The sequence below is a fragment of the Rhodoferax sp. MLSD5-FHT05B10 genome, from assembly GCF_058793415.1.
This window is the reverse complement of the sequence record NZ_JBXAFT010000002.1, coordinates 165,590-181,122: the sequence shown is the minus strand read 5'-3', so window position 1 is coordinate 181,122 and position 15,533 is coordinate 165,590. Positions and strand designations below refer to the sequence as shown.

Sequence of the window (15,533 nt, the reverse complement as noted above, 5' to 3'; positions counted from 1 at the left end):
TGCGCTCAGGACGAGGTTGGTGTCCTGAAGACGAGCGCAGTGCTGCGGGGGAAATTCTTCCCTAAGCAGCACAAAGTCGTGGTGCCTGAGGATGTCGGGAGAGTGACAACAAGCGTTGTTGCGGACCGAGTCATCATCAGTCGCATGAATACGCCAGCGCTTGTGGGTGAATCGGGCTATGTGACTGCAGATGAGCCGAATCTGTTCTTGCCAGACCGCTTGTGGCAACGTGTTTGCTTGGGAAGGCGCAGTAGCAGTAGCCCAACCCGAGGACGATGGTCGCTATGGCTCGCACCGCTACATCACTTGCGCCGTGGATGCGACCCAAGCAGACACGGATTTTCTGTTCAGATACCTGACTACGCCTGCTGGAATCGCTTCGCTGACGTTGGCATCACCGGGGGGCGCGGGAAGAAACAAGACCCTCGGGTTGGGTGCTCTTGCCGATATCGTTGTGCCTCTTCCTCCGCTGAACGAGCAGCGCAAAGTTAGTCAGATTCTTGACGGCGTTGATGCAAAGCTCCACGTGCTTGATTCGAAGCGCGCTGTGTACGAAGCATTGAAGCGGGGCCTGATGCAAAAGCTCCTCACGGGCGAATGGCGGGTCAGCGTAGACGCCAACGCCATCGGAACGTAAGGGGCAGGAATGGCGTCGCAGGCTTTGGTCACACCAGAACCCCCGCTTGAACTACAGCGCGATGTGCAGCGCAAGTTGGGGCGGTGCCTGCTTCGCCTGCAGCAGTACGAAATCCTGCTCAAGGCATTGGTAGCCCACGGCGACATTGCCGGGCCACCGGCTGAGCTGCAGGTCGTGCGAGATGCTCAGGTGGCCTGCGCTCAGAAGAAAACCTTGGGAACCTTGGTCGGCATGCTGACCGAGCGCCATCTGACCTCGGCCGAAGAGGCTGACAGCGCTGAAGAGCCGCAGGGCGATGGAGGCGTGTGGTTCCGCTTCCGCTTTCAGGTGAGTTTGGACGCCAGCCAGCATCAAGCCACCATGGCCGCACTGAAGGAGTTGGTGGACTTGCGCAATGAGCTGGTTCACCACTTCCTGCAACGGTTCAACATCTGGGAGCCGCAAGGTTGCATCAACGCGGACGCCTATCTGGATGCCAGGTACGAGACCATCGACGGCCACTACCTGACCTTGCGCGGGTGGGCACAGGCCATGGATGAAGCCCGAGCGCAGATGGCATCGTTCATGAGCACGGCAGCGTTTGAAGACCTGCTGGTCAATGGCATAGCGCCGGATGGCACGGTGGATTGGCCTGCCAGCGGCGCTGTGCGCTGCCTGCGCGAAGCCGAGGCCCGCTTCGAGGCAGAAGGTTGGACTCACGTCAACACGGCGACCGCGTGGATTCGTGCACAGTACCCCGACCAGCAGCCCCAGCGCTATGGCTGTGGCAGTTGGCGGCACGTTATTCACGAGTCCCGACTGTTTGATATTCGCAGGACGTTGAACAAAGAACAAGGCTGCGGCGAGGTTTGGTATCGCAGCCGTCAGGAGGAAGCCAGCATGCAAGGGAAGAAAAGCTCATGAGCCAGTCACCGGAAAAGACTGGCGTCGAAACACCTGCCATCGAGTCGCTGGTCAAGCTGGGCTATACCCATCTGCCTGGCCATGCGGTACAGGTGGAACACCGACACCTCGCCCCGCTGCTTGAGACCGTGCTGCGCCCCCGGCTGCTGGCACTGAACCCGTGGCTGGCCACCGCACCCGGTGGCGTGGATGCAGCCTTAATTGAGCTGCGCAAGCGCGTCAACGACGAACTACTCCCGGCCAACAAGGCGTTCTGGGAGCAGGTGTTGCACCGGTCGGACATCCAGGTGAAGGATGACCACGGCAAGCCGCGCAGCGTGCGCTTCTTCGACGCGAGCACGGTCGCCCACAACGACTTCCATGTGGTGGACCAGTACGTCGGCAAGAGCGCCGATGGCGACCTGTTCAGGCCGGACCTGCTGCTCTTCATCAATGGCCTGCCGCTGGCCATCATCGAATGCAAGGCTAGCCACCACCGCCTGGATGAGGCGCTGGCACAACTGGATGGCTACCAAGCCAGCTTCCCGGCACAGTTCGTATTCAACCAGGTCTGCGTGGGCCTTAATCGCAGGCAAGGCTTGTACGGCGCCATCCTGACCAAACCCGCCTTTTATGCACGCTATCGACTGCAGGACGCGGAACTGGCGGCAGTAACCGGTGTACTGGGGGCAGACCCGAGCGAGCAGGACCAACTGCTGTGGGCGCTATTCGAGCCGAGCCGGTTCCTGGAACTCATCACCCATTTCATCCTGTTCGAAACCCGAGACGGCAGGACGGTCAAGAAGCTCCCGCGCTATCAACAGTGGCGGGCGGTGCGCAAGACCATCGCACGGCTGACGGCAGCACAGCCCATCGGCGGCGTGGTCTGGCACACCCAAGGTAGTGGCAAGTCGCTCACGATGGCGCTGCTGGCCCGGATGCTGCGGGCGGACTGCACCGGCCTGAACAACCCAACCGTGCTGGTCCTGACCGACCGGAAGGACCTCGATAAGCAAATCTTTGACACCTTCCACGCGGTAGGAATCAAGGCCATTCAGGCGGTGTCGGTTGATGGGCTGGTCAAGCTGCTGGGCAATGACTACGGCAGTGTGTTCACCAGCACGGTCCAAAAGTTCCAAGAGAGCGAACAGGCTTCCGACACCAGCGACACCGCCGCAGATGAAGAGAATGACCTTCTGCAAGCCACTCGCCATAGACGGGTGCGCGAGGACAAGGACTTCTACATGGTCGAGGAGCGCAATGCCAACTACGGCCTGCATGATGAAGACGGTGTGCTGTTGGACGCGAAGTGGGAAGAGGTAGGCCGCGAGAAGGTCAACTTCCGGGTGTTGAGTGCCAAGCCTAACTTCTATGTCCTGGTGGATGAGGCGCACCGCAGTCAGTACGACTTCTTGGCTGCCTTCATGCGGGCCAGCCTTCCAAATGCCAAGTTCATCGCGTTCACCGGCACGCCTCTGTTGAACGACGACAAGCACACGTTGGCTGAGTTTGGGGGCGATACCTACATCGACGAGTATCGCCTACACGAAGCCGTAGCAGACGGTGCCACGCTGCCCATCAAATACCAGGATGCATGGGTCAAGCTCGCGCCCAGCAGCAAGCTAGACCAGGCCTTCAAGGACGAATTCGCGCAGGAGGAGGAGGTCCGACAGCAAGCTCTCAAGAAAGAGCTGCTGGCTCGATGGCGTCAGGCCGGTGACCGCATGGAACAGGTGGCGGTGCATCTGGTGGAGAACTTCGTCACCAATGTGCAGGCCAAAGGCTTGAAAGCCATGCTGGTGTGTGATGGTCGCGACATGGCCGTCAAGTACAAGGACCTGCTTGATTGCCTTATGAAGGACCGTCAGGCCAAGGGCTTACCGACCTTTGAGAGTCGCGTGGTCATCTCACTGGCCAGCGCTACGGCATCCCGCTCCGGAGCCAGCGAGCACGAAGAGGCCGCAGAGCGCGGGGCGGACAAGGACGCGGTGCAGACCATCGAAGAGCGCGTCAAAGCTGAAATCAAGGCGGGCAAGCAGCCTGTCGCACTGCCTTCCGAGCAGGTTTCCAACTTCGTTTCCAAGCTGTTCCCACTGCCCTATGGCGACGAGTCCAATGGCAAGGATGGGCAGCCGCACGCAAACAACGTCGGCCTCATCATCGTGTCCGACATGCTGCTCACTGGATGGGATGCCCCCATCGTGGGCACGATGTACCTCGACAAGCCGCTGAAGGAGCACACCCTGCTGCAGGCGATTGCACGGGTGAACCGGACCATGGCGGGAAAGAATGCCGGCTACATCGTGGATTACCACGGCGTCGTGGAGCACCTCGACCACGCACTGAAGATTTACGGTGGTGAGGTGCAAGCGACTCAGGTGTGGGAAGGGGTTGAAAGCGAGCTACCCAAGCTGCAAGCCACTCTTGACCGCGTCCTTAATCTGCTGCCCAAGAAGCACAACCCTGTCGGTCAACGCGAGGACTACAAGGACGATGCCGAGCGCTTCCTCGACCCGGCAACTCGACTGGATGCCGTCGAGGACTTTCTGGAGATGGTGAAGCGCTTCAACCGCAGCATCGACATCATCCTCCCCGACGTACGCGGCGTACCGTTCAAGCCGTACTTCACGCTGTTGGCAGAAATCAGGCTGATGCTGCGCGACAAACTGCCAGGCGCGACCCATCGTGAACGCATCACGCGATTGGAGTCCGCCCTGCTGCAGCAACTGCTGGATGAGTACATCGACGCAAGTCCGGCCAAGAGCTTGCTGGGCAAAGAGGTCTCAATCTTGGATGCCAGTGACATGGCGCGCCTAAAGAAGCTGGCCAGTCCCGGTAGCCAGGCACTGGTGATGAAGAACCAGTTGAAGCACACGATTGCGACCGGCAGGGACAAGGACCCGGCGTTCTTTGACAAGCTGGCTGAGGAGCTTGAAAAGCTGTTGGCGGAAGAGGCTGCGGGGCGCATCAGTCAGGCTCAGTTCTTGGAGCAGCTCGACCTGTTTGGGCAACGCATCGCGGACAAAGACAAGACCGGCTTCGAGCATCCGGCCCATTCGGCGGTCTATCACTATCTGGCGTCGCTGCTCAGCGAGGAGACGGCCCGCATTGCTACGACAAAGCTGTTTGAGGACGCCGACCTGAGCCGCACCATGGTGGCGGCCAACTGGAAGCAGATGCCCGACCTGCACCCTGAGTTACGGGCACTGCTGCACAAGCTGCTGATTCCGCTGGCTGGCTGGGAGCGTTCCGTGGCGCGGGAGCACGCTAAGCGCGTCTTCGACATCCTCTTGAAGAACTGACGATGCAGTCGCTCCAGTATGGCCAGACCACCATCGAGTGGAAGTTCCAGCCCGATACCAAGCTGAAACGGCACTACGTGACCGTTGAACGTGGGCAGCCAGTGTTACTTCGAGGGCCGGTGGTGGATACGACCGAACAAGAAGCGCTGGTCCGTCGCCGCGCTCGTTGGATTCGCGAGAAGTTGGTGCTGGTCAATCAGCCGCAGGCCGATGACGCCGTCGTCACCGGAAGCCGGCTGCGTTATTGCGGCAGGAGCTACTTCACGGAGGTCCAGCATTCCCCAAACCTGGATAGCCCTCAGCTGACCTTCACTGCGTCGCGTTTCATCATCGAGTCCCCTGATGGTCTAAGCATCCAGCCGGAAGTACTCGCTTCCCTGATGGAGAGCTTCTATCGTGAGCGAGCTCATGAGAAGCTATTGGTCAGAGTACGCCACTGGGAGCGCCAAACCGGCTTACAGTCCCGTGGTGCACGCGTCCGCGTCTTTCAAAGCCGTTGGGCTAGTTGCAGTGCTCACAACGTGCTGGAACTCCATCCTCGGGTGATGGAGCTTCCGACCAGCGTGCAGGACTACGTCATCGTCCACGAGCTATGCCACACCGTCGAGAAGAGCCACACCAAGGCTTTCTGGTCGCTGGTAGCGCGGCATATGCCTAACTGGCAACGCCAGCATGCTGCGCTAGAGAGCGCTGAGTTTGGTGGCGAAATTTGAGCAGAGGTGATTTGGCCGCATTCCAAGCCACTTTTGCGCTGCATGGCTCATTCACATTATTGAACTGACATACGTATCAAACCGACTAAAAGCCACGTCTTTTTTTAGGTGAGCGTAATTCTTCATCACGACTTCAATTGTGTCGTTCAACAATTCAGCGACCGTCAGGAAATCGTTGGGATGCTTGGTGAGCCAATCGGTTGCTATCAAGTGACGAATCGCATGCATTGCGAAGCCTGTACACCCAGGTATGTGGCGCTTGGTTAGTTCTGCGACGTGACCGCTCAATGTCGTGTATTTCTCCCCATCTTGCGTAACAAAAAAATATCCAGAATCACGACTTCCGCAGAGTACTGGCCTAAATATCTGTACGTAGTCCCTGAGCAATGGGGCAAGCCAGGATGCGATGGGTACGTCATAAGCTTCGCCACCTACTCTCTTACGATTTTTGAACGTACTGCCCTGCAGTTTTATTCGCCACTGTCCATTCGCCGTTACATAGACTTTCCCGGTGTTATTGCTCTTGTAGGTCAGTGTCACCATGTTTGTCTTGCGCAAAGGATTACCAATCAGAAAACCAAGCAGAAGTTCGTCTCTTCTGGCAACAGCTTGATTGACAGTTCCACTTCCGGCTCGGTCACCAATGTCCCGCAAGCGTCTCATCGCATCAAATAGCGGCTTAAGTGGTACATCTTGGTCCAGCAAGAACTGAATTGGTGCACTTGGATTGCGCGACACATCCTTCGCATCAGACTTCCACGACAATGACACCTGCCTAGCCTGCACACATGATTCTTTCCATTCCCAACCAGGCGCTTGGACTGACGAAATAAGGGCGGCAAAAGATGGTTGCTGGGCCAAGTAACCTGTCCGCGCGTCAGTCAAGGATGCGACCCATGCTGAAAAAGATTTATGCCCGCCATGGATGAGTCCATCAGACCGACTTTTCATGAATGTCAAGTAGGCGTCAATTGCACTCGGGTCAGCTAACCATCCAAGTGTTTGCGCCTTGGAATTTGAAAGACCGTACCCGCCCTTCTCTATTGGCAAACGTAAGAAGCCAGCTGACAGCAGAGTTCTTCGAAGCCGCCGTTCCGAGTTCCGCGAAATTCACGAATACGTTTGAAGTCCAAGCTCAACACCACACAGCCTCCATCTTGTTCTCCGGCGACGTCCACGTTTCCAAAGGACCACCGCTCCCTTCCGAATGACTGTACAGGACTGAGCCCCCTTCGCCTTTCTAGGTATTCGTTGAAGGGAATCTCGCATTAGCGAAACCGTAGTTTGTGAACTTCAGTTATCAGCCTATGAGAGGCATTCAAGGGCGTGGTCAAACTAACCCGACTTAATCGACCAATGAGCCGACCGATTCAGCAGAATTGACTGATTGCATGTCTGGTGGATATGAACTGATATGACTGTTTCGGTTTGCATTGGGTTGTGTGGCGATACTCACTTGAGTACGCAAACACAGCTGAAAGTATTGGCGGTACAAGCCGAAGCAGGCTCTCCGGTAACGTAAAATATCCCATTAGTTACGGGCAAACCTCGCGAAAGCTAGGGACGCAAAGCCTCCGGCCTAAAGGTCTTTCGACTGTGGTAGCGGGGTTGCTAGCATCAATTCGATGCGGTGCACTGCCCTCTCCGCTTCATGCGGCAAGAGGGCTTTTTTGTGTCCGGCTTCAAGGGCGCTGCTCAAGCTCGGTCGTGCTGCGGACCCGCACCACGAACGTCTCTGACGTCTGATACACGTGCACAACTGATGCGGTCGTGGCATCTAGACGCAATTACTTGCTTGGACTCCTTACTCTATGACGACGACTTTTCTCGAAATGATTTCTGCGCCTCAATCCACCCAAGGCGAAATTGACGGCCTGAAGAATTTGCTAAGCCTCTCTCAGCTTGCTTCGAATGAAGATGCAATGTCGAGGCTTTCTGACAACATGCGCGCAGTAAGTGAAAAGTCTCAAATTGCGGCAAGAAAAGCGATACTCGAAGGTCTCTACCTCCAGCTTTCGGCTGCGGCGAAAGGCGGAGATTTGGCAGACACTGTCCAGAACGTTCTCTCGGCAATCGAGTTTGAACATCAAAAAGCAAGATTTGCTGGTGAGCTAGCCCATGACCGGTGTTCCATACCTCAACAATCGTATCTACCTCGTACTCTCCAAGGGGATGGGAGAGCAAACCCACAGCGCGGGTATCCGGAGACATCCACATGGACGCCTAGAGATGTATATGGTTTAGGCGCGGGCATGACGGCCCAAGATATGAACAATTAATCTATCAACTCAGCTAGATTGATAGCAAAAAAGAAGCCAGACTCCTGGCCGGGTTCTAAACTGGAAGGAAGGGAATGGTGCGCGGTGCTGGTTCAGAACCTGCGAACGACTCTTTTCCAAGCTGTAGTGAGGTATTGTTAGGCGCAGAATTCATCAAAATTCATAGAAATTAGTGACAGAATGTTGTTTCGCAGTTGGTCAACTCCAATCCAAACCAGCGTCTACCCGCGCGAGGTGGTGCTGCGCGCCCTGCACCACCAGGCCAGCGCCGTGGTGCTGGCCCACAACCACCCCAGCGGCACGGTGCAGCCCTCGCGCGCCGACGAGGCGCTGACACAAACCCTCCGGGCCGCGCTGGCCCTGGTGGACGTGCGTGTGCTCGACCACCTCATCGTCGGCCCCGGCCAGGCCCTGTCCATGGCCGAGAAGGGGCTGCTGTGAGCGCGGCCAAGCCTCCGTCCGCCAAGGCCCGGACGCTCAAGGTCAGCTCCCTGGCCGACCTCCAGCAGGTCCGCAAGGCCATTGCGGCGCAGGCCGAACGCGAAGCCCAGGCCGCCGCCCAGCGCGCGCAGGAAGCCCGGCGCCTGGCCGCCCAGAACAACCTGTTCCAGGCGGCCGTGGGGGCCGTCCAGCGCCTGCCCGAGCCCCGCACCACCAGCCTCAAACCCGCGCCGCCGGCGCCCACCCCTAAGCAACGCCAGCTGGACGAGGCCGCGGCGCTGCGCGAAGCCCTGAGTGACGAGGTCGACGTCAGCAGCCTGCTCGACACCGACGACCAGCTCAGCTTTCGCCGCTCCGGCGTCGGCGTGGATGTCACTCAGAACCTGCGCCGCGGCAAATGGGCGATCCAGCGCCAGGTGGATCTGCACGGCCTGCGTAGCGACGAGGCGCGCGACACGCTGGGCGCCTTCATCCGCGAGGCCTGCCGCCAGGGCCTGCGCTGCGTGCGCGTGGTGCATGGCAAGGGGTTGGGCTCGCCGGGCAAGACCCCGGTGCTCAAGGACAAGGTGCACCGCTGGCTGGTGCAGAAGAACGAAGTGGTGGCCTTTGTCCAGGCGCCCCCCATGCAGGGCGGCGCCGGCGCACTGATTGTGCTGCTGCAGCCGGCCACCGCCGGCGCGCGACAAAGACGCGAATAGTGTGATTTTTTTGGATGCAGCAGCCTCCTGATTCCCATAAAATATGCGCATGCAGCTATTAAAAAGATAGCATTTACATGCTTCGCCGTGCCAGCCAGCCAGCTTGGCGCGGACGTGTGTGCCTGCCGGTCTTGGACAACAACAAGTAAAACGCGCTGACAAGGGAGTTCGACCCCACGACACCCCGGAAACCGGGCCTGCCGGTCCGTTCCTGGGTACACCGTAATTTGCGACATGAAACGGTCCAACTACCCTCTGCAGTCCTTGCGGGATCAATGGCTGGTTCTGGCGGCCACCCTGCTCCTGCTCGGTCTTTTTGGCGGCCTCAACGCCCACAAGCAATACACCGACACCGGGCTGCGCGAGCACGACCGCTTGCTGGCAATCACGCACGTCATCCAGACCGATATCGAGCAGAACCTGCTCTCCATTGACGCCGTGCTGACCGGGCTGAGCCGGGAGCCCCTTTTGGGTTCCACCCCCAGCGCCCTGCTGAACACCCGGCTCGGCACGCTGGCCGACGCCATGCCAACGGTACGCACCATCGCGCTGCTGGACGCCCGCGGAACCATCCGGGCCAGCAGCCGGCCGGAGATTTTGAACCCGCATGACAACTTCGCCCAACGCGACTATTTCCGACGGCCCCAGGAAAGCACCCGCAGCGACATGCTGTTCGTCTCGCCTCCGTTTCTGACCAAGGCCGGCATCTACACCATCACCGTTTCGCGCCGGCTCACCAATGCCCGGGGACAGTTTGCCGGCGTCATTGTGGCCACGCTGGACCCGCAGTACTTCTACCCCTTGCTGAGCTCCGGGCGCCACGCGCCCGACATGCAGGTCGCCCTCTTTCACGGCGCAGGTCAGATATTCCTGGTTGCGCCAAAGGAAGCGGACGCGCGCTCAGGCAGCATGCCGGGTACCGACCCGCATCCGCTGATGCGGGTCCAGCTGAACATCCAGCCCGCTGCCTTGCACATGGACCAGCCCCTGGGCGTTCTGGTGACGCGCAAGCTCGATGCCGTCTATGCCCCCTGGTGGCACAACGCCTGGATACGATTGATCAACTTTTGCGTCCTCGTGCTGCTGCTGGCATTGGGCCTGCACAACCTCCAGCGCAAGACTTCGCAGTCGGCGCAGCGGGAAGCCGACGCCCACCGGGCGCTGCAGGCCAACGAGCAGTTTCTGGCCACGATCACCGACAGCGTGCCCGGGATGATCAGCTACTGGAGTCAGGACCTGCGCTGCAAGTTCGCCAACAACCAGTACCGCGAGTGGTTTGGCAAGACAGCACAGGACATGCGCGACATGCCCCTGCGCGACTTGCTGGGCGCTGAGCTGCTCCAGCAGTACGCGCCCCGCATCCAGGCCGTGCTGCGGGGCGAGCCCCAGAGTTTCGAGCGCAAGCTGGTCAAGGCCGACGGCAGCACACGCCACGCCTACGCGCACTACATTCCGGACCGGGACGGCGAGCAGGTCAAGGGGTTCTTTGTCCTCATCTCCGACATCGACCCGCTCAAGCAGGCGCAAATCGCGCTCACCCAGAGCGAAGCGCAACTCAGGGCCATCATCGCCGCCGAACCGGAGTGCGTGAAGATCCTGGCCCTCGACGGCACCCTGCTGCAAATGAACCGTGCCGGTTTGGCCATGATCGAGGCCGACTCCGAAGCCCAGGTCGTGGGCCAGCCGGTGGTCGACCTGGTGCAGTCCGAGCACCAACGCGCCTTCAAGGACCTGCACGACCGAGTGGCCCGGGGTGCAGAAGGCACGCTGGAGTTTGAGATCGTCGGCCTCAAGGGCACCCGGCGCTGGCTGGACACCCACGCCGTGCCCCTGTACGACGCCCAGGGGCAGGTGTATGCCGTGCTGGGCGTGACCCGCGACGTGACGCAGCGCAAGGCGCTGGAAAACACCCTCAAGCATTTCGAGGCCATCATCGAGTCGTCGCAGGACGCCATCATCAGCAAGAACCTCGACGGCATGGTGACGAGCTGGAACGCCGGCGCCACGGCCATGTTCGGCTACACCGACCACGAGATGATCGGCCAGCGCATGCTGGCGCTCTACCCCGCGGACCGGCAGCACGAAGAGATGCAGGTCCTGGAGCAGATCCGCACCGGCCAGACGGTTCCACGCTTTGAGACCGTGCGGGTGCGCAAGGACGGCGTGCAGATCGATGTCAGCGCCACCATTTCACTCCTGCGCGACAGCCGGGGCCAGGTCTTGGGCGCCTCCATCATTGCGCGCGACATCACGCAACGCAAGAACGCCGACCGCGAACTGCGTCGCCTGGCGCAAACCGACGCGCTCACGGGCCTGCTCAACCGCCGCCAGTTCATGACGACGGCGAACCAGGAGTTGTCGCGCACCCGGCGGTACGGCGGGCCGCTCTCCGTCCTGATGATGGATATCGACCACTTCAAGACCGTCAACGACACCCACGGACACCAGACGGGGGACATGGTCATCCGCGCACTCGGACAGGTGTGCCGGGAGGCGCTGCGCGACATCGACATCATTGGCCGCATCGGCGGCGAGGAGTTCGCAATCGTCCTGCCGCAGACCGACTCCACCCGCGCGCTGGATGCCGCCGAGCGGCTGCGCCAGGCCGTGGCCGGCACCGAGGTGGCGCAGGAACATGGCCTGCCGCTGCGTTTCACCGTGTCGATCGGCGTGGCGACGCTCACGCGCGCCGACACCAACCTCGATACCCTGCTGGGCTGGGCCGACAAGGCCATGTACGTTGCCAAGAACGGGGGGCGCAACCGCGTGTGCGATTACGCAGCCATTAGACCCGCTGATCCCGCAAATGCTGCGTAGACAGCTATCAAATACATAGCAATAGACGGATGCCTCAGGTCGGCGCCCGGCGCAGCGTCTCCACCACCGGGCGGCGCAACACGTCGCGCAACCCCCACCAGCCGGCCGCCAGCGCCAGCACGGCGCCGGCCAAGGCGCCCAGCAGCGGCACCCACAGCGACACCGTCCACTCGAACTCGAACACGTAGCGCGCCAGCGCCCAGCCCACCGCGGCCGCCACGATGGATGCCAGGAAGCCGGCCAGCAGGCCCACGCCCGCCAGCTCGGCCCGCTGCACCTGGCGCAGCAGGCTGCCCCGCGCACCCACGGCCCGCATGATGGCGAACTCGCGCGCGCGCTCCTCGCGCGTGGCCGTCACGGCGGCAAACAGCACCACCAGACCGGCCGCCAGCGTGAAGCCGAACAGGAACTCCACCGCGCCGATCACCTGGTCAAGCACGCGCTGCACCTGTGCGATGGTGGTCGTCATGTCCACATTGGTCACATTGGGAAACTGGCGCACCAGGGCGTTGTCAAAACCCTTAAGGGCCGGGGCCTTGAAGGCGCTCATGTAGGTGGTGGGCACATTGTCCAGGCGGCTCACCGGGTAGATGACGAAGAAGTTGGCCCGCATGGAACCCCAGTCCACCTTGCGCAGCGAGGTCACCCGCGACTCGGTCTGGGTGCCGGCCACGTCAAAGCGCAGCGTGTCGCCCAGCTGCAGATTGAGCGTCTTGGCAATGCCCTGCTCCACGCTGATGGCGCCCGGCTCCTCATCGGTCCAGCGGCCGGCCACCACGTCGTTCTTCGGCGGCAGGGTGGCGCGGAAAGACACATTGAACTCGCGGTCCAGCAGGCGCTTGGCGCGTTCCTCGGCATAGTCATCCGGCGTCACGGTGCGGCCGTTCACGGCCACCAGGCGCCCGCGGACCATGGGGTACCAGTCGAAGTGGGCGACCCCGGCGGTCTTCAGCGCCTGCTGGAAGGCCGATGCCTGCTCGGGCATGACGTTGATGACAAAGCGGTTGGGCGCGTCCGGCGGCGTGGCCCGGCGCCAGCTGCTGATGAGGTCGGTGCGCAGCAGCACCAGCAGCACCAGGGCCAGCAGGCCCACGGCCAGCGCGCTGACTTGCACCACGGTGTAGGCAGGCCGCGCCGACATCTGCCGCGTGGCCAGCACCAGCCAGCGCGGCGCGGTGGTCTCGTTCACGCTTCTGCGCAGGAGCTTGATGGCCAGCCAGCTGAAGACGGCAAACACCGCCACCGCGCCGGCAAAGCCGCCCACGGCAATCAGGCCCAGCGTCACATCGCTGCTGGCGGTGAGCAGCAGGGCGGCAAAGCCGGTCACGCCCACGCCCAGCACCCCCAGCGAGGCAGGCCGCAGGTTGCCCACCTCGCGGCGGATCACGCGCAGCGGCGGCACCTGGGCCAGCTGCAGCACCGGCGGCAGGCCAAAGGCCAGCAGCAGCGTCAACCCCATGCCCAGGCCCAGCAGCACCGGCCATACGGTGGCCGCAGGCAGGGCGGCGTCCACCAGGCCGGCAAGCAGCAGCACAAACAGGTAGTGCACGCCGTAGCCCAGCAGCACGCCCAGCGCGCTGGCAAACAGCCCCACCAGGGCGAACTCGAAGGTGTAGCTGGCGGCAATGGTGCGCTGGCTCAGACCCAGCACGCGCAGCATGGCGCAGTCGTCCAGGTGGCTGGCAGCAAAGGCGCGCGCCGACAGGGCCACCGCCACGGCGCTGAGCAAGGCGGCCAGCAGGGCCACCAGGCTCAGGAACTTGTCGGCCCGGTCCAGCGTCTGGCTCATCTCGGGGCGCCCGCCCTGCAGCGACTCCACGCGCACGCCGCGCACCCCGGGTTGCTTGACCTGGGTGTCGGCCCAGGCCACGAACTTCTTCACCGGGGCGTCGTCGCCCGCCACGGCCATGCGGTAGGTCAGGCGGCTGGCGGGCTGGATGAGTTTGGTGGCGGCAATGTCCTGCGTATTGATCATCACGCGCGGCGCAAAGTTCATGAAGCCCGCGCCCCGGTCCGGCTCGATCACGATGATGCGGTCAATCCGCAGCTGGGCGTCGCCCAGCAGCAGCGGGTCGCCCATCTTCAGCCCCAGCGCCTCCAGCAGTGCCGCGTCCACCCAGGCCTGGCCGGGGGCGGGAATGTCGCGGGTGACTGCATCGGGCGCATCGGGGTCCGGTGCGATGCGCAGCGCGCCGCGCAGGGGGTAGCCGGGCTCCACCACTTTCAGCGCCACCAGCTTGGCGCCGCCGCCCTGCGCGTCGCTGGCGCGCGCCATGGTGGGGAATCCCGCGGTGCTCACCACCGACAGGCCCAGCGCCCGCGCCTTCTCCGCAAAGACCGCAGGCGTGGGGTTGTCGCTGGACACCACGGCATCGCCACCCAGCAGCTGGCGCGCGTCGCGCTGCAGCCCGCCCTTGAGCCGGTCCGCAAAGAAGCCAACGGCAGTGAGCGCCGCCACGGCCAGCGTCACGGCCACGATCAGCAGGCGCAGGTCGCCCGAACGCACATCGCGCCACAAGGTACGCCAGCCCAAACGCCAGAAGGAAATCGTCATGGCCTGCCCCCTTGCAACCGGGTTCACGTGTTCTTGCTGATGGTGATGGACGGAAACTTGGAGGAAAAATCCCGGTTCTTGGCCGCAATGGCCACGGCCACCTTGCGCGCCACCGCCTTGTAGATGCCGGCCACCTCGCCATCGGGGTCGGCCACCACGGTGGGCTTGCCGCCGTCGGCCTGTACACGGATCTGCAGCGCCAGGGGCAGCGCCCCCAGGTAGTCCATGCCGTACTCGGCAGCCATCTTCTTGCCGCCGTCGGCGCCGAAGATGTGCTCCACATGGCCGCAGTTGCTGCACACATGCACCGCCATGTTCTCGACGATGCCCAGGATGGGCACGCCCACCTTCTCGAACATCTTGATGCCCTTCCTGGCGTCCAGCAGGGCAATGTCCTGCGGCGTGGTGACAATTACGGCGCCGGTCATGGGCACGCGCTGGCTCAGGCTGAGCTGGATGTCGCCGGTGCCCGGGGGCATGTCCACCACCAGGTAGTCCAGGTCCTTCCAGTTCGTCTGGCGCAGCAGCTGGTCCAGCGCCTGGGTAGCCATGGGGCCGCGCCAGACCGTGGCCTCGTCGGGCGCCACCAAAAAGCCGATGGACATGACCTGCACGCCGTAGTTCTGCAGGGGCTCCATGGTCTTGCCGTCGGCCGATTCCGGCCGGCCGGTGATGCCCATCATCATGGGCATGCTGGGGCCGTAGATGTCGGCGTCGAGCAGGCCCACCCGGGCGCCTTCGGCGGCCAGCGCCAGCGCCAGGTTGGCCGCCGTGGTGCTCTTGCCCACGCCGCCCTTGCCCGAGGCCACGGCCACGATGTTCTTGACGCCCGGCAACAGCTGCACGCCGCGCTGCACGGCATGCGCCTGCACCTGCAGGCGCGCCTGCACGGCCACGCTGCCCACGCCGGGCACGGTTTGGGCGGCGGCCGTCAGGGCCTGCACGAATTGCGGCATCTGGCTTTGCGCCGGGTAGCCCAGCTCCAGGTCAAAGCGGACGTCCGCCCCCTGGATGGACAGGTTCTTGATGCACTTGCTGCCGACGAAATCGTGGCCGGTGTTGGGATCGATGACGCCCTGCAGCGCGTCCATGATTGCCTGGTTGGTCAATGCCATTGAAAACTCCTGTGGAGTGGGGAGTCTAGCGAACCCGGGTATTCCCGCGGTCGCCGTGGGTCCATAAGGGATAACCCCGCGCACATTCTGGCGCA

The 15,533-nt window shown here is 62.2% G+C and carries 10 protein-coding genes, 1 pseudogene and 1 riboswitch; of the genes and pseudogenes, 8 read left to right on the top strand and 3 right to left on the bottom strand.

Features of this window, described 5'->3' with window-relative positions; translation table 11 throughout:
* Positions 1 to 190: 190 nt before the first annotated feature.
* The 4 genes from AC1Q5W_RS03490 to AC1Q5W_RS03475 are packed head-to-tail and all read left to right on the top strand — an operon-like array spanning position 191 to position 5,534.
* Positions 191 to 637: a restriction endonuclease subunit S gene (locus AC1Q5W_RS03490; RefSeq protein ID WP_492704050.1), complete on the top strand. Its 447-nt coding sequence runs from the start codon at positions 191 to 193 to the stop codon at positions 635 to 637.
* Positions 638 to 646: 9 nt separating this feature from the next.
* Positions 647 to 1,540, top strand: a complete 894-nt coding sequence (locus AC1Q5W_RS03485) for an OST-HTH/LOTUS domain-containing protein (RefSeq protein WP_492704048.1) — start codon at positions 647 to 649, stop codon at positions 1,538 to 1,540.
* Positions 1,537 to 4,821 carry a type I restriction endonuclease subunit R gene (locus AC1Q5W_RS03480; protein WP_492704046.1) on the top strand — a complete coding sequence of 1,095 codons (3,285 nt, stop codon included), beginning with the start codon at positions 1,537 to 1,539 and terminating at the stop codon, positions 4,819 to 4,821. Before AC1Q5W_RS03485 ends, AC1Q5W_RS03480 begins: the two co-directional genes overlap by 4 nt.
* A 2-nt stretch (positions 4,822 to 4,823) precedes the next feature.
* Positions 4,824 to 5,534: a YgjP family zinc-dependent metalloprotease gene (locus AC1Q5W_RS03475; protein WP_492643837.1), complete on the top strand. Its 711-nt coding sequence runs from the start codon at positions 4,824 to 4,826 to the stop codon at positions 5,532 to 5,534.
* A gap of 51 nt (positions 5,535 to 5,585) precedes the next feature.
* On the opposite strand, the gene AC1Q5W_RS03470 is transcribed toward AC1Q5W_RS03475, so the two are convergent.
* Positions 5,586 to 6,485, bottom strand: a complete 900-nt coding sequence (locus tag AC1Q5W_RS03470) for a site-specific integrase (protein ID WP_492643838.1) — start codon at positions 6,483 to 6,485, stop codon at positions 5,586 to 5,588.
* 579 nt (positions 6,486 to 7,064) lie between these two features.
* A riboswitch (cyclic di-GMP riboswitch) is annotated at positions 7,065 to 7,150 on the top strand.
* Positions 7,151 to 7,345: 195 nt separating this feature from the next.
* Here AC1Q5W_RS03470 and AC1Q5W_RS03465 point away from each other — a divergent pair.
* The 4 genes and pseudogenes from AC1Q5W_RS03465 (at position 7,346) to AC1Q5W_RS03450 (ending at position 11,769) form a co-directional block, all read left to right on the top strand.
* Positions 7,346 to 7,813 carry a hypothetical protein gene (locus tag AC1Q5W_RS03465; protein ID WP_492643839.1) on the top strand — a complete coding sequence of 156 codons (468 nt, stop codon included), beginning with the start codon at positions 7,346 to 7,348 and terminating at the stop codon, positions 7,811 to 7,813.
* Between the two features lie 183 nt (positions 7,814 to 7,996).
* Positions 7,997 to 8,254, top strand: a pseudogene (locus AC1Q5W_RS03460) (JAB domain-containing protein); the annotation flags it as partial.
* On the top strand, positions 8,251 to 8,952 hold the full coding sequence (locus AC1Q5W_RS03455; RefSeq protein ID WP_492643840.1) for a Smr/MutS family protein: 702 nt from the start codon (positions 8,251 to 8,253) through the stop codon (positions 8,950 to 8,952). The pseudogene AC1Q5W_RS03460 and the gene AC1Q5W_RS03455, both read left to right, overlap by 4 nt.
* Before the next feature lie 234 nt (positions 8,953 to 9,186).
* Positions 9,187 to 11,769, top strand: coding sequence for a PAS domain S-box protein (locus AC1Q5W_RS03450; protein ID WP_492643841.1), 2,583 nt, complete (start codon positions 9,187 to 9,189; stop codon positions 11,767 to 11,769).
* A gap of 34 nt (positions 11,770 to 11,803) precedes the next feature.
* On the opposite strand, the gene AC1Q5W_RS03445 is transcribed toward AC1Q5W_RS03450, so the two are convergent.
* Positions 11,804 to 14,323, bottom strand: a complete 2,520-nt coding sequence (locus tag AC1Q5W_RS03445; protein ID WP_492643842.1) for an ABC transporter permease — start codon at positions 14,321 to 14,323, stop codon at positions 11,804 to 11,806.
* A 23-nt stretch (positions 14,324 to 14,346) separates the two neighbouring features.
* Entirely contained in the window at positions 14,347 to 15,438 is a 1,092-nt protein-coding gene (apbC, locus tag AC1Q5W_RS03440; RefSeq protein WP_492643843.1) for an iron-sulfur cluster carrier protein ApbC, read from the bottom strand.
* Positions 15,439 to 15,533 lie beyond the last annotated feature (95 nt).

Coding starts and splice junctions, on each gene's coding strand:
- AC1Q5W_RS03490 (WP_492704050.1), top strand. CDS start 191: ATGAGCCGAATCTGTTCTTGCCAGACCGCTTGTGGCAACGTGTTTGCT.
- AC1Q5W_RS03485 (WP_492704048.1), top strand. CDS start 647: ATGGCGTCGCAGGCTTTGGTCACACCAGAACCCCCGCTTGAACTACAG.
- AC1Q5W_RS03480 (WP_492704046.1), top strand. CDS start 1,537: ATGAGCCAGTCACCGGAAAAGACTGGCGTCGAAACACCTGCCATCGAG.
- AC1Q5W_RS03475 (WP_492643837.1), top strand. CDS start 4,824: ATGCAGTCGCTCCAGTATGGCCAGACCACCATCGAGTGGAAGTTCCAG.
- AC1Q5W_RS03470 (WP_492643838.1), bottom strand. CDS start 6,485: ATGAAAAGTCGGTCTGATGGACTCATCCATGGCGGGCATAAATCTTTT.
- AC1Q5W_RS03465 (WP_492643839.1), top strand. CDS start 7,346: ATGACGACGACTTTTCTCGAAATGATTTCTGCGCCTCAATCCACCCAA.
- AC1Q5W_RS03450 (WP_492643841.1), top strand. CDS start 9,187: ATGAAACGGTCCAACTACCCTCTGCAGTCCTTGCGGGATCAATGGCTG.
- AC1Q5W_RS03445 (WP_492643842.1), bottom strand. CDS start 14,323: ATGACGATTTCCTTCTGGCGTTTGGGCTGGCGTACCTTGTGGCGCGAT.
- apbC (WP_492643843.1), bottom strand. CDS start 15,438: ATGGCATTGACCAACCAGGCAATCATGGACGCGCTGCAGGGCGTCATC.